We start from the raw sequence: 22,233 nt of genomic DNA, 5'->3' as shown, positions 1-22,233 counted from the left end.
GCGGGCGGCCTCGGCGGCGGCGCGGGCGGCGGCGGCTTCAGCCTGGGCGGCGTTGGCGGCCTGGGCGGTGGCGGCGGCCTGTTCATGAGCGGCCTGGTCGCGGCGCGCCTGTTCGGCGGCGGCGGCCTGGGCGCGCTGGGCCTGGGCCTGGGTCGCCAGCTCGATGGCGCGGCGGCGGGCTTCCTGTTCCTCATTCGACAGGCGACCGCCGGCGGGACCAGCGGGCGCGGCCGGACGCGGCGCCTGGGGCGCCGGCGCATCGGTGCGCGGGCGGGCGGCGACGTCGAAGCCCTGCGGGCGCTGATGCCCCGGCGCGACGCCGGCGCGGGGGCGTTTGGTCTCGACCACCACGGTCTTGGTGCGGCCGTGGCTGAAGCTCTGGCGCACGGTGCCGGTCGAAACCGATCCCGCCTGCCGGGGCTTCAGGCTCAGCGGCGCGCGCGGGCCCGTCGTGGACGGAGTCCCGGTGGGAGCCTGCGGCGCGCCGTCGTTGGTCTTGTCGTTCTCGTCAGTCATCCGGTCGCTTTACTCGGGACAGCGGGTGATCCGCCGTCGTCTCGTTCAAACACAAAAAGCCGCGCGTCGCCCTGCCCCCAAATCAGGGAGCAGAACCCCGCCCGTCCAAAACCTTGTTCGGCATCCCAGCCGCTTCATCGCCCCACTGCGGAGGCGTCAACGGTCGAAATCCCGCCAGTCGCTCGACCTCCATGGTCCAGCGATCGGCCCGCCCGCCCTCAAGCAGGACGGCGTGTATCGCATTTTCCAGCCCAAGGGCCAAACTCAAATCGTCCGCCGTGAAGACGCCGCAGACTTTCGGGCGCGGCGTGATGTGTTTCGCCAGCGAAAGCAGCTTGCCGCGGCCGTCGGCGGACCCGTCCGCCGCCTCGATGATCCACGCGGCCTTCCCCGACCGGACGTTGGCCAGGGATTTCTCGAAGCCTGAGATAAGCACGCCTTCGCGCCGGGCAAGCCCCAGCTGGTCCAGACAGCGTCTGGCCAGCAGGTTTTCGACCGTGTCCGCGAGGTCCGCGGCCGGCTTCATCGGCGCCTTGGCGGCCCGCGAGAACAGGTTCTTCTTCACCGCCGCCTCGATCGAGGCCCGGTTCGCGGCGACCCACAGGCCACGCCCCGGCAGCTTGCGCGCCAGGTCGGGAGCCACCGAACCGTCCGGAGCGGCGACGAAGCGGATCAGGCGAGATTCGTCCATGACCTCGTGGGTGACGAGGTCGCGTCGCTCTCTATCGATCGTCGCTTCGCGCAGACTCATGAACGATCCGGTCTCCCATCACGCGTCGGGGGTTTGTTCGGGGTCCTCGGCGAGGACCTCGGCGTCGTCTTCACCGGCGGCGGCTTCCGCCGCGTCGCCTTCCGGCGCGGCGGCGAAGACGGCTTCGGCGTCGTATTCGCCCTCGGGAAGTTCTTCCTCGTACTCGGGCTCGGGCGGCTGCGGCAGTTCCGAGGCGTCGATCCAGCCGGCGGCGACGCGCGCCTGCAGGATCAGCATCTCGGCCTCTTCCTGGGCCAGGTTGAAGCTTTCCAGCACGCCCGGGACCTTGACCCGTTCGCCGTTCTTGACCTCGTAGCCGCCGCGGATCTCGTCCGTGGCCAGGTCGGCCAGGTCCTCGACGGTCTTCACCCCGCCCTCGCCCAGGGCGACGGCGATGGCGCCGGTCACGCCCGGAACGGCCATGACGGCGTCCTCGACGCCCAGCTCGACGCGTTTCGCATCCAGAATGGCGGCCTGACGGTCCAGGAAGTCGCGGGCGCGGGCCTGAAGTTCCTCGGCCGTATCCTCGTCGAAGCCTTCGATGTCCGAGATTTCGTACGGCTCGACGAAGGCCAGATCCTCGACCGTGGCGAAGCCTTCGGTGACCAGCAACTGGGCGATGACCTCGTCCACGTCCAGGGCTTCCTGGAACAGGGTGGTGCGCTCGCTGAACTCGCGCTGGCGGCGCTCGGAGTCCTGGCTCTCGGTGATGATGTCGATCTGCCAGCCGGTCAGCTGGCTGGCGAGGCGGACGTTCTGGCCGCGGCGGCCGATGGCCAGCGACAGCTGCTCGTCCGGCACCACCACCTCGACGCGGTCGGCTTCTTCGTCGAGGACCACCTTGGACACCTCGGCCGGGGCCAGGGCGTTGACGATGAAGGTCGGCTCGTCCGGGTTCCACTGGATGATGTCGATCTTCTCGCCCTGCAGCTCGGCGACGACCGCCTGGACCCGCGAGCCGCGCATGCCGACGCAGGCGCCGACGGGATCGATGGAAGAGTCGTTCGACAGCACCGCCATCTTGGCGCGCGAGCCGGCGTCGCGGGCGGCGGCGCGGATCTCGATCACGCCGTCGTAGACCTCGGGCACTTCCTGGGCGAACAGCTTGGCCATGAAGCCGGGGTGCGAGCGCGACAGCATGACCTGCGGGCCCTTGGCCTCGGCGCGGACGTCATAGATGTAGGTGCGGATCCGGTCGCCGATGTTGAACACCTCGCGCGGGATGGAGTCGTTGCGGCGCATGATGCCTTCGCCCCGGCCCAGGTCGACGACGGTGTTGCCGTATTCGACGCGCTTGACGGTGCCGTTGACGATCTCGCCGACGCGGTCCTTGAACTCTTCGTACTGGTTGGCGCGCTCGGCCTCGCGGACCTTCCCGGTCACGACCTGACGGGCCATCTGGGTCTGCACCCGGCCAAACTCGAACGGCGGCAGGGTCTCGACGTATTCCTTGCCGACGAAGGCCTCCGGATCGCGCTTTGAGGCGTCGGTCAGGCGGACCATGGCCGAGTCGTTGAACTCTTCCAGCTCGTCTTCCGGCTGCCAGTCGTCGGCGACGATGGTGACGTGACGGGTCAGGGCCAGTTCGCCCGACTTGATATCGATCTTGGCGCGGATGTCGTGATGGGCGCCGTAGCGCGACTTGGCGCCCTTCTGGATCGCCTCCTCGATCGCCTCGACGACGATCTCCTTGTCGATGTTCTTCTCGCGCGCGACCGCGTCAGCGATCTGCAGCAGTTCGAGTCGGTTCGCGGAAACGCCGGCGACAGCCATTCTGTTATTCCTCGGTCTCGGTAGAGTTGTCGTTACGGGCGGCGCGCTTCTCGGCGCCCGCCTTCATCAGTTCGTCGGTCAGCACCAGCTTGGCGTCGACCAGCCAGTCGAAGGGAATGAGGGCGGTGTCCTCCTCCCCTTCCAGATCCATGGCGACATTGTCGCCCTCCGTGCCGGCGATCACGCCCTTGAAGCGTTTGCGGCCCTCGATCATGCGATCGGTTTCCAGCCGCGCCTCATAGCCCTCGAACAGGTCGAAGTCAGACTGGCGGGTCAGGGGGCGGTCGACGCCGGGCGACGACACTTCCAGCAAATATTCGCCGTTGATCGGGTCGGCGGCGTCGAACACCTCCGACACGGCGCGGCTCAGGCGGGCGCATTCCTCGACGGCGATGTCGTGATCGCTGGGCCGCTCGGCCATGATCTGCAGGCGGCGGCGCAGGGTGCCGCCCATCAGCCGCACGCGCACGATATCGAGGCCCAGGCTCTCGGCCACGGGTTCGATCAGCTCCAGCAGCTGGCGGTCTTCGGCGGTCTTGGCCTTCAAAGGCTTTGGTCCAAACAAAAAGCGGCGGGCCCGACGGCCGCCGCTTCAAACGGCGCCGTTAGGACGCCGGTCTAACGATGTGGGAGCGCGTATAGCTCCGTCGCCGGGGTTTGTCAGCCCTTTTGAGTCCAGCGGGCGTAGATCAGTCCGGCCACGACTCCTGAAATGACGATGCAGACGGCAGGCCAGAAGTCGCCGGCCACCATAAAGGCGGGAAAACTTCCCGGCTCCTTCAACGTGAGCAACGCCGCCCAAGGTGCGAAAAGCAGGACGGCGCCAGGCAAGCCAAACGCCATCCAGATGCTGACGACGACGTACAACGTTGCAGCCACCCCTCCTCCGACCGCGCAAACAAGTGGTGACCGCCTCATTCCCGTGAGCCGGATCAGAGCAAGCACTGCACCGCCGAACACAAGACTGGGGATCGCTCCGGTGATGAAGACGATCAGGAGAACAAGCAGGAGGCCGCCCACCGCCTGCCAGATTGGCCCGGGCAAACCCTCGGACAGAAGTGCTGCGCCCACTATCCCAACGAGAAAAACGACCAGGGCTATGACCGGCGCAACAAGCGCCGCGACGACGAAGCCCTCGGAATAGGCGACGCCTCCAGCGCGCACGGGCGAGCGGCCTGACGGCCCGGCGGCTGTTTCGTTTTCGCGCTCGGTCAAATCAGCTCCAGCTGGCTGAGATAATCCCGCTTGCCCAGCTCGACCCCGGCGTTGCGCAGAATGGCGTAAGCCATGCTGACATGGAAATAGAAGTTCGGAATGGCGAAGCTGGTCAGATAGCCCGCGCCCTCGAAATTCAGTTCGACGCCGGGGAAGCGCAGCTCGACCCGGCGCGTCTCGCCGCCCTCGAAAGCGGCCGGATCCGTCGCCTCGATGAAGGCGATCGAAAGGTCGATGGTCGCCTTCAGGTCCGCCAGCGTCGCTTCGGAATCGTCCGTCTTCGGCCATGCCTGTCCGGTCAGGCGCGCCACGCAGCTGCGGGCCGAGAACGAGGCCATGCGGATCTGGTCGGGGAAGGGCTTCATGTCCGGCGCCAGCCGCGCCTCCATGATCGTCGCCTCGCCCAGGCCTGAGGCCCCGGCCTTGTCGATCAGGCCCGACAGCACGCGCAGACCGCGCAGGAAGATCGGCGCGGACGCCTCGTTCAGGGTCAGGCCCATGGGCGATTTTCCGTTCATGATTGCTCCGCTCGTGCACCGGTTCCGCTCGGGAATCCAGCGCCAGCTTGCACGCCGCAGGGCCGCGTGGTTCTGCACCGGCCATGCATCCTGCTCCTGCGCCGCCTCCCGCCCATCCGGTCTCTCCAGCGGTCTGGCTGGGGTCCGTGGCGGGCTTCGCCCTCCTGATAGCCGTCTGCGCCCGGATCGCCATTCCCATGGTCCCGGTCCCCATGACGTTGCAGACATGGGCCGTGCTGCTGGCGGGGGCGACGCTGGGGCCTGCGCGTGGCGTAGCGGCGGTGCTGGTCTATCTGGCCGCGGGCCTGTCCGGCCTGCCCGTCCTGGCCGACGGCGCAGCGGGCGTCGATCCCTTCATGGGTCCGACCGCCGGCTATCTGATCGCCTTCATACCCGCCGCCGGTCTGGCCGGCTGGCTGTCCCGAAACGGCCGCCTGACCCGAACCCTGCCTGCCATCGGCTGGATGATCGGCCTGCATCTGTTGATCCTGGCCGTGGGCGGCGCCTGGCTGGCCTTGATCATCGGCGCGGATCCGGCGCTTGAGCACGGCGTGCTGCCCTTCCTGCCCGGAGCGGTGCTCAAGGCCCTGCTTGTCGTCGCGGCGTCGCGAGCGCTGGCCCGCCTCAGCCTGTTCGCGCCCGATCGTTTCAGACGCGCCTGAATTCCATGAACAGCGGCGTCGTGTCGCCCAGCCTCTTTTCCTCATAGCGGGTGATCACATGGTCCGCCCAGGGCGTGGTCCAGTCGTCGCCGGGCGAGCCGACGCGCTCGAGGCCCGGCGTCCGCCGAAACTTCTCCAGCGCCCATTCGGCGTAGTCGGTCCAGTCGGTCACGAACCGCACGACGCCGCCGGGCTTCAGCAGCCGCGCGATCTCCGCCGCCGTCTCCGCCTGGATCAGCCGCCGCTTGTTGTGCCGCGCCTTGTGCCAGGGATCGGGGAACAGGATCATCACCCGGTCCAGCGAGGCGTCGGGCAGGGCCGTCATCACGTCGCGCGCGTCATCGGCATGCAGGCGGACATTCTTCAGGCCGCGCTCGTCGATGTGCCGCAGGGCCGAGCCCACTCCGTTCAGGAAGGGCTCGCAGCCGACCATCAGCACATCGGGATGACGGCTCGCCTGTTCGGCCAGATGCTCGCCGCCGCCGAAGCCGATCTCCAGCCAGACGCCGGCGGCGTCCGGCGCCAGGGCCGTGGGATCGATCGGACCGGCCTTCGGATCAGGCAGGGCGATTCCGGGCAGCAGGGTGTCGAACAGCGCCGCCTGCCGCGGCTTGATGGCGCGCGACTTGATGCGGCCGAACGAGCGGAGCGGCGGGTGTCTGGGTTCGTCGGAGGAGGCCATGGGCGCGCCTGTTAGACGCGCCCGGTCGATCAGGCCAGCGCCTTCAGCTGGTCGACCAGATCGGTCTTCTCCCAGCTGAACCCGCCGTCGGCGTCCGGCGCCCGGCCGAAATGTCCATAGGCGGCGGTGCGGGCGTAGATCGGCTTGTTCAGCCCGAGGTGTTCACGGATGGCGCGCGGGGTGGCGCCGCCGATGAGGCCCAGGATGTTCGCCTCCAGCACCGCCTCGGTGACAGCGCCCTTGCCGGTGCCGTGCAGGTCCACGTGGATGGACTGCGGCTTGGCCACGCCAATGGCGTAGGAGATCTGGATGGTGCAGCGGTCGGCCAGACCGGCGGCGACGACGTTCTTGGCCAGATAGCGGCAGGCATAGGCGGCCGAACGGTCGACCTTGGTCGGATCCTTGCCCGAGAAGGCGCCGCCGCCGTGCGGGGCCGCGCCGCCGTAGGTGTCGACGATGATCTTGCGGCCGGTCACCCCGGCGTCGCCGTCGGGCCCGCCGATCTCGAAGATGCCGGTCGGGTTGATGTGCCAGACGGTGTTCTCGTCGGTGAAGCCTTCCGGCAGCACGGCGAGGATGTGCGGCTTGACGATGTCGGCGACGTCGGCCGACGACAGGCCGGCGGCGTGCTGGGTCGACAGCACGATCGAGGTGGCGCGGACGGGCTTGCCGTCCTCGTACTGGATCGTCACCTGGCTCTTGGCGTCGGGCTCGAGCCGCTTGTCGCCGGCGTGGCGCACCTCGGCCAGGCGCTTCAGAATGTTGTGGCTGTACTGCAGGGTCGCCGGCATCAGCTCGGGCGTCTCGTTCGAGGCGTAGCCGAACATGATGCCCTGGTCGCCCGCGCCCTCGTCCTTGTTGCCGGCCGCGTCCACGCCCACGGCGATGTCGGCCGACTGGCCGTGCAGGCGGTTGATGAATTCGAACGTCTCCCAGTGGAAGCCCGACTGTTCGTAGCCGATGTCACGCACGGCGGCGCGGACGGCGGCCTCGATCTCGTCCTGCACGCCCGGCGCCCAGGCGCCGTCCGTATCCATGATGCCCTTGCCGCGGATTTCACCGGCCAGGACCACCAGATTCGTCGTCGTCAGGGTCTCACACGCCACCCGCGCCTCCGGATCCTTCGACAGGAACAGATCCACAACGGTGTCGGAGATGCGGTCCGCGACCTTGTCGGGGTGGCCTTCGGAGACGCTTTCCGAAGTGAACAGGAACGACGAACGGGACAAGGCGGAGCTCCGGCGGGTGGGGTGGGCGGCAGACATATAAGGATATGTTTATATGTTCAAGACGCGCGGCGCCGGAGCGCGACGGCGCTGACCGCCGGTTCGCCCGCGAGCCAGCGCTCCATGACCCCGGCCAGCAAGGTCAGATAGATGACAATCCACAGGCCGACCTGCGCCGATTCAGCGGCGTACCTCGAAAGGCCCGAATTCGCCCGCTCCAGAAGATCCACAAGGACGCTCAGCGTCAGCGACGCCGCCGCGACGAACGGCCACCATCGATCGGATCTGAAGGCCAGCCAGATGACGACCAGTGTCACCGCGAACGTCGACACCGCCGCCGCCGTTTGCCCGACGGGCGTATGGACGGCCAGACCGGTGACCGCGAAGTCGCAGAGCAGCGCCGCCACTCCGAAACGCTCGGGATGGCCGCCCCTCAACCAGCCAACGATGAACGACAGAAAGGCCACGACGTACGCGGCGATCAGGAAGGGCGTAATGGGGCGGCTCCCTCCGGGCTGTTTTCAGCAGGACGGTCAGGCCTCGCCGGCTGTCGGCGACGCCAGGTCTTGCCTTCGCTGACAGCGGCCTCCCCCGCCAGGCGCCGCTCGACGACGCCCGCAAGCATGACTGTATAGAGAAGAAGCCAGAACCCGAGCACTGCGGAGAGCATGGCGAACCTCGACAGGTCCGGGTTGAACATTCCCAGAATGCGAACCAGTACGATCAGCGCCAGCGATGCGGTCACGGCGATCGGCCACCATCTGTCAGCCCGGAGGGCCAGCCAGCCGAAGATCACCATCACCACCAGATCTTGCGTGATCGAGTACATCGGAAGGTCGCGGAACTGCCAGTGGTTGGCCAGGTTTCCGGCCAGATAGTCGAGGAGCAGCACCGCCGCCCCGAAGCGTTCGGGATGGCCGCCCCTCAGCCAGCCGACGGTGATCGAAAGCTGCGCGAGGACATGCATCGCTATGTAGAAGGGCGTGGTGATGCGGCGCTCCCTGCGAGGCTGGCGCTCCGGCCGCCGGCGCGGCGCCCGCGCGGCCGGATCGGCCGCCCCCCCGCCGGAGCTCCTGGATCGTGACCTTGCCCGGCGGAACGCTGGCGGACCCAGGCCTTGCGATCGCTGACGGCCCGTTCGCCGGCCAGCCAGCGCTCGCCCGCGCCGCACAGAAGGGCCAGCGAAGACAGGATTCCCAGGCCGACGCGCGCCGATATCACGGCGTAGGGACCGAGATCGGGGACGACGAGCGAGGAGACATAGACCAGCAGGGTCAACACCATGATTCCGGACATGACCAGGAGCCACCATCGGTCGGTGGTGAGCGCCAGCCATACGAACACTCCGGTCATCAGGACATCGACCGCGGCGTCACCGGCGTAGAACGTCCCGAGCCTCAGCTCGTGGGTGTAGAACGACACCGCGAAGATGACGAGCGTGGTCAGGGCCCCGAGACGTTCCGGGTGCCCGCCCTTGAGCCACGCAACGACGGTCGAGATCAGAAAGAGCAGATAATAGGCGGCCAGAAAGAGCGTGATCTGAATCTCTCCAATGGCTCGGCCGGCCCGGGCTGCGGGCCTGCGCCGCCGGGATCCGTCGCCGGGGCGCTAGAAGGTCGTGGCCTCCCCGATCTCCTGCGCCTGTCCGGCGAAGGCGAGGATGAGGTCGGCCACGGCCTTGAGCATCACCGCCGTCACCACGACGATGATGAGCAGGATCAGGAGACGGACGCCCCAACCGCGCGGCGGGGGGCGGTAGCCGAGACGCCGCTCTGGGCCCCCACCTGCGCCATCACCCAGCCCGCGCTCAGCACCTGCTGCAGCAGCTCCCGCGGGTTCGACCGCGCTGCGTCGTCCGCCAGTCCCCGTAGTAGATGACTCCGGACGGGATCGTTCGCGCCCGTCGGGCTGAACGCGTCCAGAGCGGCCTCCAGATCCTCCCAGGTCCACTGGGGAAGCGGCGTACTTTTCATTGCCATGGTCTGACTCCCTGTCGAGGGAGACATCAACGGCGGGACGACGGTCCTCGCCAATGGGGTCTTTCGGCCCTGGTACGTTTCGTTCCAGGAGGGCGAGCGCCGCCTTGCGCCGGTTGACCCCCATCCGGCGGCAGGCTTCATGCACATGCTTCTTGACCGTGGCCTCCGACAGATGAAGGCGGGCGGCGATCTCCTTGTCGGTCAGGAAGGCGGTCAGCCTCAGACATTCTTCCTGGCGGGCGCTGAGGCGCTGCGACATTCTACGCTCCGGTACGGCTCGAATAGCTACGGCCTGCGAATAGCGCCGTCCAGTGGCGGCGCATCACGAAAGCGCCGTCAATTCGCGGAACGCGGCTCGCCGCCCGGAAATCTCAGGGCGCGAGCGTTTCCGGTTTTGATGTCTGATCGGTCCGGAAAGAATGGTGCCGCTTAGGTGACTCGAACACCTGACCCCCGCATTACGAATGCGATGCTCTACCAGCTGAGCTAAAGCGGCCTTGCGCGGCGGAAGCCCGCCCGCGCGAGAGGCGCTCTTTATACGGGGCGCGCGGGCTTGCCAAGCGCCTCAAGCAGGGCGGATTCGCCGGGAGCGGCCGCAACGCGGATTTCCAGGCCGGAGTCGTCGCCGAGAGCGCTCGCCACGGAGTCGGACAGGGCGATGGCCGATGCGTCCCGGAACGGCCCTCTCGCCCTCAAGGCTCTCGCGGCCCGCGCCGAATGGAGCAGGACGGCGTCGAACGACGGCGGGGCGACGCCGGTCTCCACCGCTTCATAGACCGGCAGCATCCGCACCCTGACGCGGCCCGCGAGCAGCGCCGGCAGATCGCCGGCCGGCTCCAGTGCGCCCGGAGCCAGCACCAGTCCTTCCTTCGGCGCCTCGGCGGCCAGCATCTCCGCCAGGTCGACGAGGGCGCCGGCCGCGGATCGGACGGTCGTGAACCCGTGCGCCCGCGCCGCGTCGGCCGTGGCGTCCCCCACGGTGAAGACCGGCAGCGCCCGCTCCCGACTCCGGCTGGCGAAGGCGTCGACGCCGTTGCGGCTGGTGAAGGCCAGGGCGGTGACGCCGCCCGGTTCCGGATCGGCGCGGATGGGCCGGATCTCGAGCAGGGGCGCGACCACCGGCGCGAAGCCCAACGCGGTCAGACGATCGGCGGTGCGCGTGGCGCCGGGTTCGGCGCGGGTGACCCAGACTCGCCGGATCAGCGTCAGAACGACGCCCTCTGATCACCCGCCGCCGCGTGAACCTCGGCCCCCAGCGCCAGACCCATGGCCCGCGCCCGGGCCACGGCGTCTCCCGTCTGAATTTCGCTCATCCCGGCGGCGCGGCGCCACCGCGCCGAACCGTCCGGCGCCAGCATTTCGGTTGTCAGGCGCAACCGGCCGTCGACAGCGGCGGCATAGGCGCCGATGGCCGTGCGGCACGATCCCTCCAGCGCCGTCATCGCCCCACGCTCCGCGGCCACCGCCAGCGCCGTCAGGGGATCGTTCAGAGCCCCGACCCAGGCGGCGGCGGCGTCTTCCGCACGCGTCTGCAGGGCCAGAGCCCCTTGCCCCGGAGCCGGGAGGAAGTCGTCCAGCGACAACCGTTCGCGGATCACGCTCTCGAACCCCAGCCGGTTCAGACCGGCTGCCGCCAGAAGGATGGCGTCGAAATCGCCCTCGGCCAGCTTGCGCAACCGGGTGTCGACGTTTCCGCGCAGCATCTCGATGGTCAGGTCGGGCCGCAACGCCAGCGCCTGCGCCTGCCGACGCAGGGAGGCCGTGCCCAGCCGGGCGCCCATCGGCAGATCCGCGAATGCAGCGAAGGTTTCGCTGATGAAGGCGTCGCGGGCGTCCTCGCGCGGCGGAACGGCGGCGATGCACAGGCCAGGCGGCTGCTCGGCCGGCACGTCCTTCATGGAATGGACGGCGACATCGACGCGGCCATCGGCCAGCGCCTCCTCGATCTCCTTGGTGAACAGCGCCTTGCCGCCGATCTCCATCAGCCGGCGGTCCTGCACCCGGTCGCCCGTGGTGACGATCTCGACCAGCGGCACGGCCTCGGCCAGATCGGCGTCCGCGACGCCCAGGGCGTGGCCGATGGCGCGCTGCATCATGCCCGACTGGGTCATCGCCAGTTTGGAGCGGCGCGTGCCGATGCGGACGAGGTGGGCCATGAGAGTCGTTGCGCCGGATGAACGGGGTCGCTACCTCGACCCGATGGACAGGCCCGCCGACTATAGCAGCGAAGGGAGCCCGGCAACCGGCGCCGCCCGCGTCGGGCTTACGGTGCTTGGCATCGAGACCAGTTGCGACGAGACCGCCGCCTCGGTCGTACGCCTGTCGCCTGACGGCGAAGCCACCGTGATGTCATCCGTGGTGCACAGCCAGATCGACGACCACGCGGCCTATGGCGGGGTCGTCCCCGAGATCGCCGCCCGCAGCCATGTGGAGATGATCGACGGCGTCGTCCGTCGTGCGATGGAAGGCGCGGGCCTCGACTATGGCGCGCTGGACGGCGTGGCCGCCACGGCCGGACCGGGTCTGGTCGGCGGCGTCATGGTGGGCCTCAGCTTCGGCAAGGCCGTGGCGCTGGCGCGCGATCTGCCGCTGATCGCCGTCAATCACCTCGAGGGGCACGCGGTCTCGGCCCGGCTTGGCGCCAGGGTCGCCTACCCCTTCCTGCTGCTGCTGGTCTCGGGCGGCCATTGCCAGTTGCTGGAGGTGCGCGGGGTCGGCGACATGACCCGACTCGGCACGACGATCGACGACGCCGCCGGCGAGGCTTTTGACAAGATCGCCAAGGCCCTCGGTCTCGGCTACCCCGGCGGCCCGGCGCTCGAAAAACTGGCCGCGACCGGGAACGGCGAGCGCTTCGACCTGCCCCGCGCCCTTCTGGGACGCAAGGACTGTGACTTCTCCTTCTCGGGCCTGAAGACGGCCGCCTCGCGCCTGGCGCAGGCCTGCGAGACGGAACTGGATCGCGCCGACCTGGCCGACGCGGTCCAGACCGCCATCGCGCGCCAGCTGGGCGAGCGGTCCGACCGCGCCCTCAAGGCCTATGCCGAACGCCACCCCCTCCAGCAGCCTCGGCCCGCGGGCGAGGCGACAGGGGACGCCATAGACCATCGGCTGTTCGTCGTCGCCGGCGGCGTGGCCGCGAACCGCACCATCCGGACCACGCTGGAGGCCGTCGCCACCGCCAACGGGTTCGCTTTTCTGGCCCCGCCCATGGCCTATTGCACCGACAATGCGGCGATGATCGCCCTCGCCGGCGCCGAGCGCTTGCAGAAGGGCCTGACCTCCGACATCGATACCGCCGCCCGGCCGCGCTGGCCGCTCGACGAACAGAGCGCGCTCGCCGACCCGGTCCACCCGCCGGGCCGCAAGGGCGCCAAGGCCTAGGGGAAAAGACGCATGCAGTTCAGGACAGCGGGAGTGATCGGCGCCGGCGCCTGGGGCACCGCCCTGGCCCAGGTCGCAAGTCGGGCGGGGCTGGATGTCCTGCTGCAGGCGCGCGAGCCCGAGGTGGTCGAGAGCATCCGCGCCCGCCGTGTCAACGAGGCCTTCCTGCCCGGGATCACGCTCGACGATCGGGTTTCGGTGACGGCCGACCTGGCCGACCTCGCCGCCTGCGACGTCATTCTGGCGGTGCCGCCGGCCCAGCATATGCGGTCGACCCTGACCGCGTTCGCCGCCCACCATCGTGCGGGCGTGCCGATGATCCTGTGCTCCAAGGGCATCGAGCGCGGCTCGCTGAAGCTGATGACGGAGGTGCTGGCGGAAACCTTGCCGGATGCGCCCGCCGCGGTCCTGTCCGGCCCCAGTTTCGCCGGCGAGGTGGCGCGCGGCCTGCCCAGCGCCGTCACCCTCGCCTGCGCCGACGAAACCCTGGGCGAGGAACTAATGTGGACCCTGTCGGCTCCCGGCTTCCGGCCCTATCTGGCGTCCGACCTGATCGGGGCCGAGGTCGGCGGCGCGATCAAGAACGTGCTCGCCATCGCCTGCGGCATGTCCGAGGGCCGCGGCTTGGGCCGCAGCGCCCACGCCGCCCTGATCACCCGCGGTTTCGCCGAAATGACCCGCATGGGGGTCGCACTCGGCGGCAAGGCCGAGACCGTCGCCGGCCTGTGCGGCCTCGGCGATCTGGTGCTGACCTGTTCCAGCCCCCAGTCCCGCAACATGAGCCTGGGCCTCGCGCTCGGCCAGGGCCAGACGGTCGAACAGGCCCTGGCCGGAAAACGCTCGGTGGCCGAAGGCTACGAAAGCGCGCCGGCCGTCCGGGAACTGGCGGCGAAGATGGGTGTCGACATGCCCATCTCGCTCGCCGTCGCCGCCCTGCTGAACGGCGAAACCACGGTCGGGGCCGTGATCGACGACCTCCTGTCGCGCCCGCTGAAGGTCGAGCGGCATTGAGCGAAGCGCCGGCCAACACCGAACGCAAACGCGTCTGGACCACGCCGCCGGACGTGGCGCTGTGCGCCGAGACCGACATCGCCGATCCGGGGTCCCGGGGGTTCGTCCTGCAGATCGGCGAGGCCTTTTTTCACGGCTTCGTCGTGCGCAAGGGCGGCGAGGTCGCCGGCTATGTCGATCGATGCCCGCATCAGGGCTTTCCGCTCGCGATCGAACTGGACCGCTACCTGATCCCGGATGGATCGCTGATCCTGTGCGGATGGCACGGGGCGGTGTTCGAACCGCTGTCCGGCGCCTGCGTCGGCGGACCCTGCGCCGGCGCCCGGCTGACGCCCTGGCCGGTCACCGCGCGGGACGGCGTCATCCGCACCGCCTGAGCGCCGTCAGCGGGGGTTGCGCAGCAGGTACAGGCCGAAGCCGATGTGGTCCCGGCCGTACTCCAGCATGGTTCTGACCCGGTCGGCGTTCAGCCTGACCGGCTCCGCTTCCGGCGCTGCGGGGTTCTCTTCAAGCCATTGCCGCGCCGCCTTCTCCAGGTCTCGAGCGTAGTCGTCGAACACGGCCTGCGGCGAGATTTCCGCGACGACCACCACGAACCCGGCCATTCGCGCCGCGGCCTGCCAACCCTCGTGGTCGGCATAAAGGTTGGTCGCCTCGACGATCCGGCGCAACGGAGCGGGCGGTTCGGACAGCCAGACGAGATCGCCCCACAACAGCCAGCCGCCGGGCCTGAGAATCCGGCGCAGGGCGGCGAACGAAGCCCCCGGCGTCGGCCGGCCCTCCCCGGTGACGTTCGTCGTCCCGAGGGCCGTGATCAGATCGACCGGCGGAGTCCGGGCCAGAACCTCAGCGGCGGGGGCGACGACCAGCGCCACCTGATCCCCGATCCCGGCCCCGGCGACCCGCGACCGCGCCAGATCCGCCATCCCCGGATCCATCTCGATCGCCGTGACCTTCAGGCCGAAGACCTCGGCCAGCCGGATGGCCACGGCGGCGTTGCCGGCGCCGATATCCAGCACCCTGGCCCCCGCCGCCAATCGTGCATGCGCGACCGCCGCCTCGATCGCGGCCATCGTCACGCCGTTGCAGACCTCGAGCGCCTCATAGGCGATGCGGGGGAAGGTCATGGGCATCGGCCGTCTCCAGGAGGAATCGAAATTCCGGGCCGCCATTTGGGCCCGATCGAACTCGCCACGTCCAAAACTGACGCAGGCGCATGCTTCCCTGAGCAAACCCGTCGGAACCGGTCTTTGACAATCGAATACAGGAGAGGCGCCTCCACAAACCGGCGTGTCAGGCTGAGCGGACTCAGTGGACTCAGTGGACGGGTTTTTTTCGCGTCCGCCCGTGAACCCAAAGGTATTCGTGAAGCACTTTACTTTTTAAAGTCGATGTGAGAGAAGGGGCTGAACACGGAGATTCCACGCATGTCCGCCGTCACCTTTGATCTCGTCGCCGACCGCCCCGCACCCACCGTTTCGGTCTGCGCGGGCCGCGTGCTGCTTCTCGCCGGACTCACCTTCGGCGCAGCCAATCTGATCCAGTGGGGCGTCATGAGCGGCGCCCTCAGCTGGCATCCGGCCGTCCTCGGCCTCAGCTGGCCGGTCGCGGTGGGCGCCTTCCTGATCGGCGTGTTCCGCCTGCGCCGCGCCGGGGGCGAGGCCGGTCAACGCGTCGCCGGCTGGTCGCGCGCCGCCATCCTGGTCCACGTCGGCGCGGCCCTGGCCCTCGTCGGCCTGTCCGCCGCCGCCGGCGACTGGGAGTTGATGCGCTGGACCTCGGCGGTCGGCCTGACGCTGTACGGCGTCGCCTGGGCCGTCGCCGCGGCGCGCACCGGGACGGTCAACATGGTCGTCGTGGCCGGCGTCGCCTTCGCCGGGGTCGCGGCGATCGCCGCGCGGTTCGGGACCGCCGACCAGTATCTGATCTATGCTTGCGCACTCGCGCTCGTGGCCCTGCTGCCGGGGCTGTGGCTGGCCCTTGGCCGGCGCCTGTGAAGGACGACAGACCCATGACCGAGAACACCGAAGACCCCGTCGCCGACATCGCCTGGATGCGCCGACTGGCCGAGGAAGGCGCCGACGCCCCCATGCGGGGCGCCTCCATCCTGATGAGCGCCGGCCTGATCTACGGTGCGGCGAGCCTGTTCCATTGGGCCCAGATCACGGGACAGGTTCCATCCAGCGGACCCGTCGAAGGACTGGGCTGGCTTGTGGCCACCCTGCTGTTCTTCATGGTGCTCGCGATCATTCTGGTCCGGTTGAAGCGCAGCGGGGGCGTCATGACCGCCAGCAACCGCGCCACCGGCACGGTCTGGAGCGCGCTCGGCTGGGGCATCTTCGCCCTGTTCGGCTCCATGGCCGCGCTGGGCTGGCGCATCGGCGGCGAAGGTATCGAAATCGCCTTCGGCCTCGTGCCGTCGGTCATCATGGTCTTCTACGGGATCGGCTGGGCCGTCAGCGCCGCGATGTACAGGAGCCGCCTGCTGTGGGGTCTGGCCCTCGGCTCGTTCGTCGCCGCCCCGCTGCTGGCGGCCCTGACAGGAAGCGCCGACCAGTATCTGGCCTACGCCGCCGCCCTGTTCCTGCTGATGGCCCTGCCCGGCTTCCTGCTGATGCGCGGCGCGAGGCGCTGAGCGTGGCCGACGATTTCGACATCAACCGCCTCGATGAGATCATCCACGGCCGGGTCCGGCTGGGAATCATGGCGATCCTGTCCGGCATCGACAGCGCCGACTTCAACACCCTGAAGGCCCGCCTGCAGACGACGGACGGCAATCTGTCCGTCCATCTGCGGAAACTCGAGGACGCCGGCTTCGTCGCCGTGACCAAGCGGTTCGAGGCCCGCAAGCCCCTGACCGAGGCGTCGATGACCCCCGCCGGGCGCAAGGCCTTCGTCGCCTATCTCGACGCCATGCAGGGTCTGGTCGGCAAGAGTGGTTAGAGACCTGCGCCTCGGCTAGAAGGCGCCATGACCGGCCGCATCCACCGCTTTGACGCCCTCGACAATTTCCGGGACTACGGCGACTACGGCGCCCTCGCCGGCCGCCACATCGCGGCGGGGCGACTGTTCCGGTCGGCGCATCAGGCGCGGGCCAGCGACGCCGACCTGGGTCGTCTCGACGCTCTCGGCATAGCGGCGATCGTCGATCTGCGCCGGCCGTCGGAACGGCGCGAACAGCCATCCAGACGCCCCGCCGGCTTCACCGGCGTTGTGATCGAAAGCCCACATGACGACGGCGGCGAGGCCCCGCATATCACCTTCCTGAAGACCGCCGACCTGACGCCCGATTCCGGACGACGCTTCATGACCGAAACCTATCGTCGGCTGCCGTTCGAACCGTCGCATCTCGATCTTTTCGCCCGCTATTTCCGCACGCTGGGCGAGGTCGAGGGGCCCGTGCTGATCCACTGCGCCGCCGGCAAGGACCGCACCGGCATGCTGGCCGCCCTCACCCACCATCTGCTGGGGGTCCATCCGGACGACATGATCGCCGACTATCTGCTGACCAACACCGCCGTGGATCTGGAGCGGCGCGCCCCGGGCATCGCCCGCCAGCTGGAGGCCATGACGGGCCGCACCGCCTCGCACGACGCCGTCGTCGCCTTCCTGGGCGTCGATCCGGTTTATCTTGAGACCGCCCTGGCCGAGATTGCTGCGCAGTATGGCTCCGTCGACGCCTATCTCGAACAGGCCCTGGGCGTGGACGCCCGCCTGCGCGACCGCATCGGCGAACGGCTGGCGGCGTGAGCGCCCGCATCGTCGAGACCCGGATACGGCCGTGGCGCGATCCGCTCGGGGTCGCCAATGGCCTGAAGCATCTTGACGGCCCGTTGGCCCTGCTCTCGGACGGCGGCGCCCTGGGTCGTCGGTCATTCGTCGCCGCGGAACCGGATGAGATCCATATCGACGCCCTGCCGGCCGACGGCGGGCTGGGCCCGCCGGGATCACCAGGCTTCAGCGCCGGCGTCGTCGGCCTGCTCGCCTATGACGCCGGCGCGCGCGCCGCGACCGGCCCCCGCCCGGGAGTATGGCCCGACCTGATGCTGGCCCGTTATCCGGCCATGCTGGCCTTCGACCATCGCGACCGGTCGGTCAGCGTGATCGGCCGGGGCCATGATCCCGCATCCGCCCGGGCCGCCGCCGAACGGGCCGAGTCCTGGCTCGCCGCCGCCCGTGATCCCGTGATCCCCGCCGCTCCGGCCGAACGGTTCGAATCCGAGGCCGCCCCAGGGGCCTATATCGACGCCGTGTCGGACGTGGTCGACCGCATTGCCGCCGGGGAACTGTTCCAGGCCAATATCGCGCGAGCCTGGTCCGGCAAGCTGGCGCCGGACGCCGATCCCTTCGACGTCATGCTGCGTCTGTCCGGCCGGGCCGCCGCCTATGGCGCTTTCTGGAGGCTGGGCGATCTGGCGATCGTCTCCAACTCGCCCGAGCTGTTCCTGACGTTCGACCCCGACAGCCGCCGGATCGAAACCCGGCCGATCAAGGGCACGCGGCGGCGCGATCCCGACCGGGCGCGCGACGCCGCCCTGGCCGCCGAACTCGAAGCCAGCGCAAAGGATCGGGCGGAAAATCTGATGATCGTCGACCTGATGCGCAACGATCTGGCGCGCGTCGCCGAACCGGGCTCCGTCACGGTGGACCGGCTGTTCGAGATCGAGAGCCACCCGACCGTCCACCACCTGGTTTCGAGCGTTTCCGCGCGCGCACGAGACGGCGTCGGTCCCGCCGATCTGCTGGCGGCGACCTTTCCGCCCGGCTCGATCACCGGCGCGCCCAAACACCAGGCCATGAAGGTCATCGCCGGTCACGAGGCGCCCCGCGGTCCGTGGTGCGGCACCCTGTTCCACATCGAGGACAGCGGCCGGCTGACCGCTTCGGTGCTGATCCGCACCGCCTCCTTCAGAAAATCCGGAGGCGGCTGGAGCTTCCGCGCCCTGGCCGGGGCGGGCATTGTGGCGGACAGCGAACCCGAGGCCGAACTGGCGGAAACCGACGCCAAGATCCTGGCTCTTCGCGAGGCCCTGACCGGCTAGCAGCCCGTGCAGGCCACATTGTCGACGGTGCGAGGCCGCAGATAGTAGGTATGCGAGAACCGCGTCACCGTGGGCATGAGGTAGTCCACCGGGGAATCGTAGTCATAGGTGGCCTCCGAGACGATGATGCTCTCACCGTTGGAGATCAGGCCCTCCGGCAGGGCGATGACTTCGTTGACGGGGCGCGGCGTCATGTTGTGGCCGCGGCTCCAGACCACCCGGGCCACGCCTGATGTCTGCGTCACGCTGTTGACGCGCTGTTTCAGCGCTGCGGTGGGAAAGGGTTTCATGATCAACCCGCCGATCTGGAAGATGTCGTCCAGGGTCGCCGTCGTGACGGTTTCCTCCTGGGCCACCAGGTCGGCGACCATCGCCGAGACGTGGCCCATGCGCTTCTGCGCCATATACCCTTGGCAGAATTCCGCCATGCCGAAATAGAAGACGATCATGACCGGCGCGATCAGGGCGAATTCGACGGCCGAAACGCCCCCTTCGTCGCCGGTCAGGCGGGAAATCAGCCCCTTGCGCCTCATGGCTCGTTCCGGAACGCGGTGGTCGCCATCAGCATGGCGGACCCGTCGTTCATTCGTGACAGTCCCTGGGCCAGAAAGGTCGTCAGCAACGGCTGCCGGTACCAGACCCGCACAAGGATCAGGCTGCCCCGGTTGCCGTTGGAATAGGTCAGCGCGCCCGTCTCGAATGTGCCGCTGGCCATCGGATCAGGCGGGGTGACGGCGAACTGGGGGATCACCCGCACATCCACCGTGGCCCGGGAAGCGCAATCAGGGGCGAAGATGCTCATCCGGCTGCACAGGGACGTCTTGAATTGTTCCGCCGTCATGTTCTGTGCGCTGGCCTGGCCCGTGCGGATCAGGCGTCCGGTTTCGATGGTGGCGTTCTCGAGAACGGAGTCCGTGACGAAGACCAGGCCCAGTTCCAGGATGGCGAACATCATCAGGCAGAACGGCAGGGCGACCATGCCGAACTCGACCGCCGCCGACCCCTCTCGCGCCTTCAGCAGACGGGTAAGAAAGCGGCGGCGAAGCGCCGAAGATCGGAGCTGACGGGATCGCATCGGCAGTCGGCCCGCTACGGCGTCGGTGTCGGAGGGCCGCTGGTCCCGCGCAAGGACGGAGAGCACGAGGCGGCGCACGCCATCTCGGTGGCCTGGCCGCCGCGCCAGACGCGAACCCGACCCGCGCCCGACCCCGCCGTAACGATCACCTCGCTCTGGAAGACAGTTCGACCGATGCTGTCGACCGCGACGATCTCGGTCACGCCATAGCCCTTGCCGGTGATATAGAGGGTGTTGGAATCCACGACCGTCACATCGGCGATCTCCGGATTGCCTACGATCACGGACCCGGCAGGGCCGCGCAACTGCACCCGCGCCGCCTGGTCAACCTCGACGCTCAGCCGGGCGGACTGGGCCGCAGCGACCGCCGGAATAATCAGGACGGCGATGGATGCGAGGGCCGCGACCACTCGGGCGGCGGATGGAGCGGGGCGGTTCATGGCGTCGACTTCCAGTGAATGGGCGCGCGCGTAAGCGTGATCTGGACAGTGCCCGGGAAACCTCAATAAAGTCTGAAACGATGCAATCGAGAGAGGAGTTATAGTAAACGTGTCGTCAATAAAGAAATCGGGATTTCACGGCGCCGTTTTACTCGTCCTTAATCGGCAGGATGCATGGTGAAGCTGTAAAAAAGGGGTCAAGCGGGCAAAGCCGACGACCCCGGTGGTGTCAACGATTGCTCGCTTCAACGCAGAACGCAGAAGGATTTCAGCCATGACCAAGTTCATTACCAAGTTCATGTCCGACGAGTCGGGGGCCACGGCCATCGAATACGGCCTGATCGCCGCCCTCATCGCGGTCGTTATCATCTCGGCCGTGACGGCCCTGGGTTCGACCATCAAGACCAAGTTCAACGCCGTCGTCACCGGTATGGGCGGCACCGCCGGCGCCTAGGTTCCGACGAGACTTACTGAAACAGGCGAAGGGCCGGGGCGGATACGCCCCGGCCCTTCTGCTTTCTGCGCCGTCCCCGATAGCCGGGCAAACTTCCCGTTTCAGGCTGGCCTGAAATAATCAGAGTCAATTTTCCAGTAACCAAAACCGCCTACCCAGCCTTAACCGACATCGGCGAAAACAGTCCTGCGTTTGGGGGTCAAGCGGGCTACCGGCTCCCCCCGTTTCGAGTAGCTCGCTTCACTCCATCCAAAGGAAAATCCAATGACCAAGTTTGTTTCCAAGTTCATGTCCGACGAGTCGGGCGCCACGGCCATCGAGTACGGCCTGATCGCCGCCCTCATCGCGGTCGTCATCATCTCGGCCGTGACGGCCCTGGGTTCGACCATCAAGACCAAGTTCAACGCCGTCGTCACCGGCATGGGCGGCACCGCCGGCGCCTAAGGTTTCGACGAGACTTACTGAAAACCGGCGAAGGGCCGGGGCGGATACGCCCCGGCCCTTCTGCTATGTGGCCCGGACGGCGAAATTCCAGGTAAACTGTCCGGTAATCAGTTTTCTGCGCGGACGCTTAACCCCGATCCGGCAAACCTTTCCCGGTTCAGGATCCCTGGCCGCCCGGCACTCCCCGCCCGGATGGCAGCGGACCGACATCGGGAGAGGCAAGCCATGACCAAATTCGTTTCGAAATTCATGTCCGACGAGTCGGGCGCCACGGCCATCGAGTACGGCCTGATCGCCGCCCTCATTGCGGTCGTCATCATTTCGGCCGTGACGGCCCTGGGTTCGACCATCAAGACCAAGTTCAACGCCGTCGTCACCGGCATGGGCGGCACCGCCGGCGCCTGAACCGCGCCACGCGTGAAACAGCGGAAGGCCGGGACGATCGTCCCGGTCTTTTTGCTGTCCGGCTCCGGCAACCCCGTTTTAACCGCCCCCGTGTCAGATGCGCTGATGGATACCGTGACCCTGGCCCTTCTCGCCGTCATGCCGGCCCTCGTCATCGTGGCGGGGCTCAAGGACCTGATCTCGATGAAGATCCCGAACTGGATCTCGGGGCTGCTGGTTCTCGCATTCTTTCCCGCGGCCCTGATCGTGGGTCTCGATCCCGTTATTGTGTTCACCAACCTGGGCATCGCCGCCCTGGCCCTGGTCGTGGGCGCTGGCATGTTCGCCCTGCGCTGGATCGGCGGCGGCGACGCCAAATTGATGGCGGCCGCCTGCCTGTGGCTGGGCCTGTCGGGCTCCGGCATGTTCCTGCTGTGGACGGGCGTCATGGGCGGCGTCTTCTGCCTGGCGCTGCTGTTCGCCCGCTTCCATTCACGACCCTATCTGCTGGGCGCGCCGGGCTGGGTGGTGCAGTTGATGGAGCCGCGCGGCGACATTCCCTATGGCGTAGCCATCGCGGCGGGAGCCCTGATGGCCTATCCGGCCTCGCCCCTCGTGGCCGCCTTCATCGCCGGGTAACAGCCACTTAGGCCGGCGTTAACCCGCGCCCGGCATGG

General features: G+C 68.4%; 31 protein-coding genes and 1 tRNA gene. 13 read left to right on the top strand and 19 right to left on the bottom strand.

The features are described 5' to 3' along the window. The 6 genes from VN378_RS11390 to VN378_RS11365 form a co-directional block, all read right to left on the bottom strand. Positions 1-516: translation initiation factor IF-2 associated domain-containing protein (locus VN378_RS11390; protein WP_325743692.1), on the bottom strand; the 516-nt coding region annotated here is incomplete at its 3' end. An 82-nt stretch (positions 517-598) separates the two neighbouring features. Then, a complete protein-coding gene (locus VN378_RS11385; RefSeq protein ID WP_325743691.1) occupies positions 599-1,267 on the bottom strand; it encodes an RNA-binding protein in 669 nt (222 codons plus the stop codon). Positions 1,268-1,285: 18 nt separating this feature from the next. Further along, complete coding sequence (gene nusA / locus VN378_RS11380) at positions 1,286-3,040, bottom strand: transcription termination factor NusA (RefSeq protein ID WP_325743690.1); 1,755 nt, start codon at positions 3,038-3,040, stop codon at positions 1,286-1,288. Positions 3,041-3,044: 4 nt separating this feature from the next. Then, positions 3,045-3,587 (bottom strand): ribosome maturation factor RimP, encoded by a 543-nt coding sequence (gene rimP, locus VN378_RS11375; RefSeq protein ID WP_325743689.1) that lies wholly within the window; start codon positions 3,585-3,587, stop codon positions 3,045-3,047. 113 nt (positions 3,588-3,700) lie between these two features. Beyond that, the gene (locus VN378_RS11370) at positions 3,701-4,255 is read right to left on the bottom strand and encodes a hypothetical protein (protein WP_325743688.1); all 555 of its coding nucleotides are present in this window, start codon (positions 4,253-4,255) and stop codon (positions 3,701-3,703) included. Beyond that, on the bottom strand, positions 4,252-4,773 hold the full coding sequence (locus VN378_RS11365; RefSeq protein ID WP_325743687.1) for a DUF1993 domain-containing protein: 522 nt from the start codon (positions 4,771-4,773) through the stop codon (positions 4,252-4,254). Before VN378_RS11365 ends, VN378_RS11370 begins: the two co-directional genes overlap by 4 nt. Before the next feature lie 146 nt (positions 4,774-4,919). Between VN378_RS11365 and VN378_RS11360 the strand changes: the two genes are divergently transcribed. Further along, positions 4,920-5,435 (top strand): biotin transporter BioY, encoded by a 516-nt coding sequence (locus tag VN378_RS11360; RefSeq protein WP_325743686.1) that lies wholly within the window; start codon positions 4,920-4,922, stop codon positions 5,433-5,435. On the opposite strand, the gene trmB is transcribed toward VN378_RS11360, so the two are convergent. The 9 genes from trmB to hemC all read right to left on the bottom strand — a co-directional run bounded on the left by trmB (position 5,422) and on the right by hemC (position 11,478). Next, complete coding sequence (gene trmB / locus VN378_RS11355; RefSeq protein WP_325743685.1) at positions 5,422-6,117, bottom strand: tRNA (guanosine(46)-N7)-methyltransferase TrmB; 696 nt, start codon at positions 6,115-6,117, stop codon at positions 5,422-5,424. The genes VN378_RS11360 and trmB overlap by 14 nt on opposite strands. A 29-nt stretch (positions 6,118-6,146) precedes the next feature. Beyond that, entirely contained in the window at positions 6,147-7,346 is a 1,200-nt protein-coding gene (metK, locus tag VN378_RS11350; protein WP_325743684.1) for a methionine adenosyltransferase, read from the bottom strand. 56 nt (positions 7,347-7,402) lie between these two features. Beyond that, positions 7,403-7,810, bottom strand: a complete 408-nt coding sequence (locus VN378_RS11345; RefSeq protein ID WP_325743683.1) for a hypothetical protein — start codon at positions 7,808-7,810, stop codon at positions 7,403-7,405. Positions 7,811-7,824: 14 nt separating this feature from the next. Next, on the bottom strand, positions 7,825-8,310 hold the full coding sequence (locus tag VN378_RS11340) for a hypothetical protein (RefSeq protein WP_325743682.1): 486 nt from the start codon (positions 8,308-8,310) through the stop codon (positions 7,825-7,827). A gap of 2 nt (positions 8,311-8,312) precedes the next feature. Beyond that, the gene (locus VN378_RS11335) at positions 8,313-8,765 is read right to left on the bottom strand and encodes a hypothetical protein (RefSeq protein ID WP_325743681.1); all 453 of its coding nucleotides are present in this window, start codon (positions 8,763-8,765) and stop codon (positions 8,313-8,315) included. Positions 8,766-8,951: 186 nt separating this feature from the next. After that, positions 8,952-9,581, bottom strand: coding sequence for a helix-turn-helix transcriptional regulator (locus VN378_RS11330; protein WP_325743680.1), 630 nt, complete (start codon positions 9,579-9,581; stop codon positions 8,952-8,954). 161 nt (positions 9,582-9,742) lie between these two features. Next, positions 9,743-9,818: transfer RNA gene (locus VN378_RS11325), tRNA-Thr, on the bottom strand. 38 nt (positions 9,819-9,856) lie between these two features. Then, positions 9,857-10,522: a uroporphyrinogen-III synthase gene (locus VN378_RS11320; protein ID WP_325743694.1), complete on the bottom strand. Its 666-nt coding sequence runs from the start codon at positions 10,520-10,522 to the stop codon at positions 9,857-9,859. Between the two features lie 5 nt (positions 10,523-10,527). Beyond that, entirely contained in the window at positions 10,528-11,478 is a 951-nt protein-coding gene (hemC, locus tag VN378_RS11315) for a hydroxymethylbilane synthase (RefSeq protein ID WP_325743679.1), read from the bottom strand. Between the two features lie 43 nt (positions 11,479-11,521). On the opposite strand from hemC, the gene tsaD reads away from it, so the two are divergent. From tsaD to VN378_RS11300, 3 genes are read left to right on the top strand one after another with little or no spacing between them, the layout of a single operon-like run. Continuing rightward, complete coding sequence (gene tsaD, locus VN378_RS11310) at positions 11,522-12,706, top strand: tRNA (adenosine(37)-N6)-threonylcarbamoyltransferase complex transferase subunit TsaD (RefSeq protein ID WP_325743693.1); 1,185 nt, start codon at positions 11,522-11,524, stop codon at positions 12,704-12,706. Between the two features lie 12 nt (positions 12,707-12,718). After that, positions 12,719-13,717, top strand: a complete 999-nt coding sequence (locus VN378_RS11305; RefSeq protein ID WP_325743678.1) for an NAD(P)H-dependent glycerol-3-phosphate dehydrogenase — start codon at positions 12,719-12,721, stop codon at positions 13,715-13,717. Next, positions 13,714-14,094 carry a Rieske (2Fe-2S) protein gene (locus VN378_RS11300; protein WP_325743677.1) on the top strand — a complete coding sequence of 127 codons (381 nt, stop codon included), beginning with the start codon at positions 13,714-13,716 and terminating at the stop codon, positions 14,092-14,094. The genes VN378_RS11305 and VN378_RS11300 overlap by 4 nt, the downstream gene beginning before the upstream one ends. A 6-nt stretch (positions 14,095-14,100) precedes the next feature. Here VN378_RS11300 and VN378_RS11295 read toward each other — a convergent pair whose 3' ends face one another. After that, complete coding sequence (locus VN378_RS11295; RefSeq protein WP_325743676.1) at positions 14,101-14,850, bottom strand: class I SAM-dependent methyltransferase; 750 nt, start codon at positions 14,848-14,850, stop codon at positions 14,101-14,103. A 294-nt stretch (positions 14,851-15,144) separates the two neighbouring features. Here VN378_RS11295 and VN378_RS11290 point away from each other — a divergent pair, with 294 nt between their 5' ends. From VN378_RS11290 to VN378_RS11270, 5 genes are read left to right on the top strand one after another with little or no spacing between them, the layout of a single operon-like run. Beyond that, positions 15,145-15,714 carry a hypothetical protein gene (locus VN378_RS11290; protein ID WP_325743675.1) on the top strand — a complete coding sequence of 190 codons (570 nt, stop codon included), beginning with the start codon at positions 15,145-15,147 and terminating at the stop codon, positions 15,712-15,714. Positions 15,715-15,728: 14 nt separating this feature from the next. Next, positions 15,729-16,352: a hypothetical protein gene (locus VN378_RS11285; protein WP_325743674.1), complete on the top strand. Its 624-nt coding sequence runs from the start codon at positions 15,729-15,731 to the stop codon at positions 16,350-16,352. Positions 16,353-16,354: 2 nt separating this feature from the next. Then, positions 16,355-16,660 (top strand): transcriptional regulator, encoded by a 306-nt coding sequence (locus VN378_RS11280; RefSeq protein WP_325743673.1) that lies wholly within the window; start codon positions 16,355-16,357, stop codon positions 16,658-16,660. Between the two features lie 27 nt (positions 16,661-16,687). Continuing rightward, positions 16,688-17,467, top strand: a complete 780-nt coding sequence (locus tag VN378_RS11275) for a tyrosine-protein phosphatase (protein WP_325743672.1) — start codon at positions 16,688-16,690, stop codon at positions 17,465-17,467. Continuing rightward, positions 17,464-18,759, top strand: a complete 1,296-nt coding sequence (locus VN378_RS11270; RefSeq protein WP_325743671.1) for an anthranilate synthase component I family protein — start codon at positions 17,464-17,466, stop codon at positions 18,757-18,759. Before VN378_RS11275 ends, VN378_RS11270 begins: the two co-directional genes overlap by 4 nt. Here VN378_RS11270 and VN378_RS11265 read toward each other — a convergent pair. Genes VN378_RS11265 through VN378_RS11255 form a run of 3 tightly spaced genes read right to left on the bottom strand, consistent with a single transcriptional unit; the run spans position 18,756 to position 20,274 of the window. Further along, positions 18,756-19,292 (bottom strand): TadE/TadG family type IV pilus assembly protein, encoded by a 537-nt coding sequence (locus tag VN378_RS11265; protein ID WP_325743670.1) that lies wholly within the window; start codon positions 19,290-19,292, stop codon positions 18,756-18,758. The genes VN378_RS11270 and VN378_RS11265 overlap by 4 nt on opposite strands. Beyond that, positions 19,289-19,912, bottom strand: coding sequence for a TadE/TadG family type IV pilus assembly protein (locus VN378_RS11260; protein WP_325743669.1), 624 nt, complete (start codon positions 19,910-19,912; stop codon positions 19,289-19,291). Before VN378_RS11260 ends, VN378_RS11265 begins: the two co-directional genes overlap by 4 nt. Next, positions 19,849-20,274: a pilus assembly protein N-terminal domain-containing protein gene (locus VN378_RS11255; protein ID WP_325743668.1), complete on the bottom strand. Its 426-nt coding sequence runs from the start codon at positions 20,272-20,274 to the stop codon at positions 19,849-19,851. Before VN378_RS11255 ends, VN378_RS11260 begins: the two co-directional genes overlap by 64 nt. A 274-nt stretch (positions 20,275-20,548) precedes the next feature. On the opposite strand from VN378_RS11255, the gene VN378_RS11250 reads away from it, so the two are divergent. From VN378_RS11250 to VN378_RS11235, 4 genes are all read left to right on the top strand, one after another. Beyond that, positions 20,549-20,728 carry a Flp family type IVb pilin gene (locus VN378_RS11250; RefSeq protein WP_325743667.1) on the top strand — a complete coding sequence of 60 codons (180 nt, stop codon included), beginning with the start codon at positions 20,549-20,551 and terminating at the stop codon, positions 20,726-20,728. A 264-nt stretch (positions 20,729-20,992) separates the two neighbouring features. After that, positions 20,993-21,172, top strand: a complete 180-nt coding sequence (locus VN378_RS11245) for a Flp family type IVb pilin (protein ID WP_156389405.1) — start codon at positions 20,993-20,995, stop codon at positions 21,170-21,172. A 225-nt stretch (positions 21,173-21,397) separates the two neighbouring features. Then, positions 21,398-21,577: a Flp family type IVb pilin gene (locus VN378_RS11240; RefSeq protein ID WP_156389405.1), complete on the top strand. Its 180-nt coding sequence runs from the start codon at positions 21,398-21,400 to the stop codon at positions 21,575-21,577. Positions 21,578-21,682: 105 nt separating this feature from the next. After that, the gene (locus VN378_RS11235; RefSeq protein WP_325743666.1) at positions 21,683-22,195 is read left to right on the top strand and encodes an A24 family peptidase; all 513 of its coding nucleotides are present in this window, start codon (positions 21,683-21,685) and stop codon (positions 22,193-22,195) included. Positions 22,196-22,233 lie beyond the last annotated feature (38 nt).

Origin of the sequence: Brevundimonas sp. (assembly GCF_035561115.1) — a bacterium.
In the GTDB taxonomy this organism is placed as follows: Bacteria; Pseudomonadota; Alphaproteobacteria; order Caulobacterales; family Caulobacteraceae; genus Brevundimonas.
This window is presented reverse-complemented; position numbering and strand designations above follow the sequence as displayed.

Coding starts and splice junctions, on each gene's coding strand:
- VN378_RS11385 (WP_325743691.1), bottom strand. CDS start 1,267: ATGAGTCTGCGCGAAGCGACGATCGATAGAGAGCGACGCGACCTCGTC.
- nusA (WP_325743690.1), bottom strand. CDS start 3,040: ATGGCTGTCGCCGGCGTTTCCGCGAACCGACTCGAACTGCTGCAGATC.
- VN378_RS11365 (WP_325743687.1), bottom strand. CDS start 4,773: ATGAACGGAAAATCGCCCATGGGCCTGACCCTGAACGAGGCGTCCGCG.
- trmB (WP_325743685.1), bottom strand. CDS start 6,117: ATGGCCTCCTCCGACGAACCCAGACACCCGCCGCTCCGCTCGTTCGGC.
- VN378_RS11340 (WP_325743682.1), bottom strand. CDS start 8,310: ATGCATGTCCTCGCGCAGCTTTCGATCACCGTCGGCTGGCTGAGGGGC.
- VN378_RS11330 (WP_325743680.1), bottom strand. CDS start 9,581: ATGTCGCAGCGCCTCAGCGCCCGCCAGGAAGAATGTCTGAGGCTGACC.
- hemC (WP_325743679.1), bottom strand. CDS start 11,478: ATGGCCCACCTCGTCCGCATCGGCACGCGCCGCTCCAAACTGGCGATG.
- tsaD (WP_325743693.1), top strand. CDS start 11,522: ATGGACAGGCCCGCCGACTATAGCAGCGAAGGGAGCCCGGCAACCGGC.
- VN378_RS11305 (WP_325743678.1), top strand. CDS start 12,719: ATGCAGTTCAGGACAGCGGGAGTGATCGGCGCCGGCGCCTGGGGCACC.
- VN378_RS11295 (WP_325743676.1), bottom strand. CDS start 14,850: ATGCCCATGACCTTCCCCCGCATCGCCTATGAGGCGCTCGAGGTCTGC.
- VN378_RS11290 (WP_325743675.1), top strand. CDS start 15,145: ATGTCCGCCGTCACCTTTGATCTCGTCGCCGACCGCCCCGCACCCACC.
- VN378_RS11285 (WP_325743674.1), top strand. CDS start 15,729: ATGACCGAGAACACCGAAGACCCCGTCGCCGACATCGCCTGGATGCGC.
- VN378_RS11275 (WP_325743672.1), top strand. CDS start 16,688: ATGACCGGCCGCATCCACCGCTTTGACGCCCTCGACAATTTCCGGGAC.
- VN378_RS11265 (WP_325743670.1), bottom strand. CDS start 19,292: ATGAGGCGCAAGGGGCTGATTTCCCGCCTGACCGGCGACGAAGGGGGC.
- VN378_RS11255 (WP_325743668.1), bottom strand. CDS start 20,274: ATGAACCGCCCCGCTCCATCCGCCGCCCGAGTGGTCGCGGCCCTCGCA.
- VN378_RS11250 (WP_325743667.1), top strand. CDS start 20,549: ATGACCAAGTTCATTACCAAGTTCATGTCCGACGAGTCGGGGGCCACG.
- VN378_RS11245 (WP_156389405.1), top strand. CDS start 20,993: ATGACCAAGTTTGTTTCCAAGTTCATGTCCGACGAGTCGGGCGCCACG.
- VN378_RS11240 (WP_156389405.1), top strand. CDS start 21,398: ATGACCAAATTCGTTTCGAAATTCATGTCCGACGAGTCGGGCGCCACG.
- VN378_RS11235 (WP_325743666.1), top strand. CDS start 21,683: ATGGATACCGTGACCCTGGCCCTTCTCGCCGTCATGCCGGCCCTCGTC.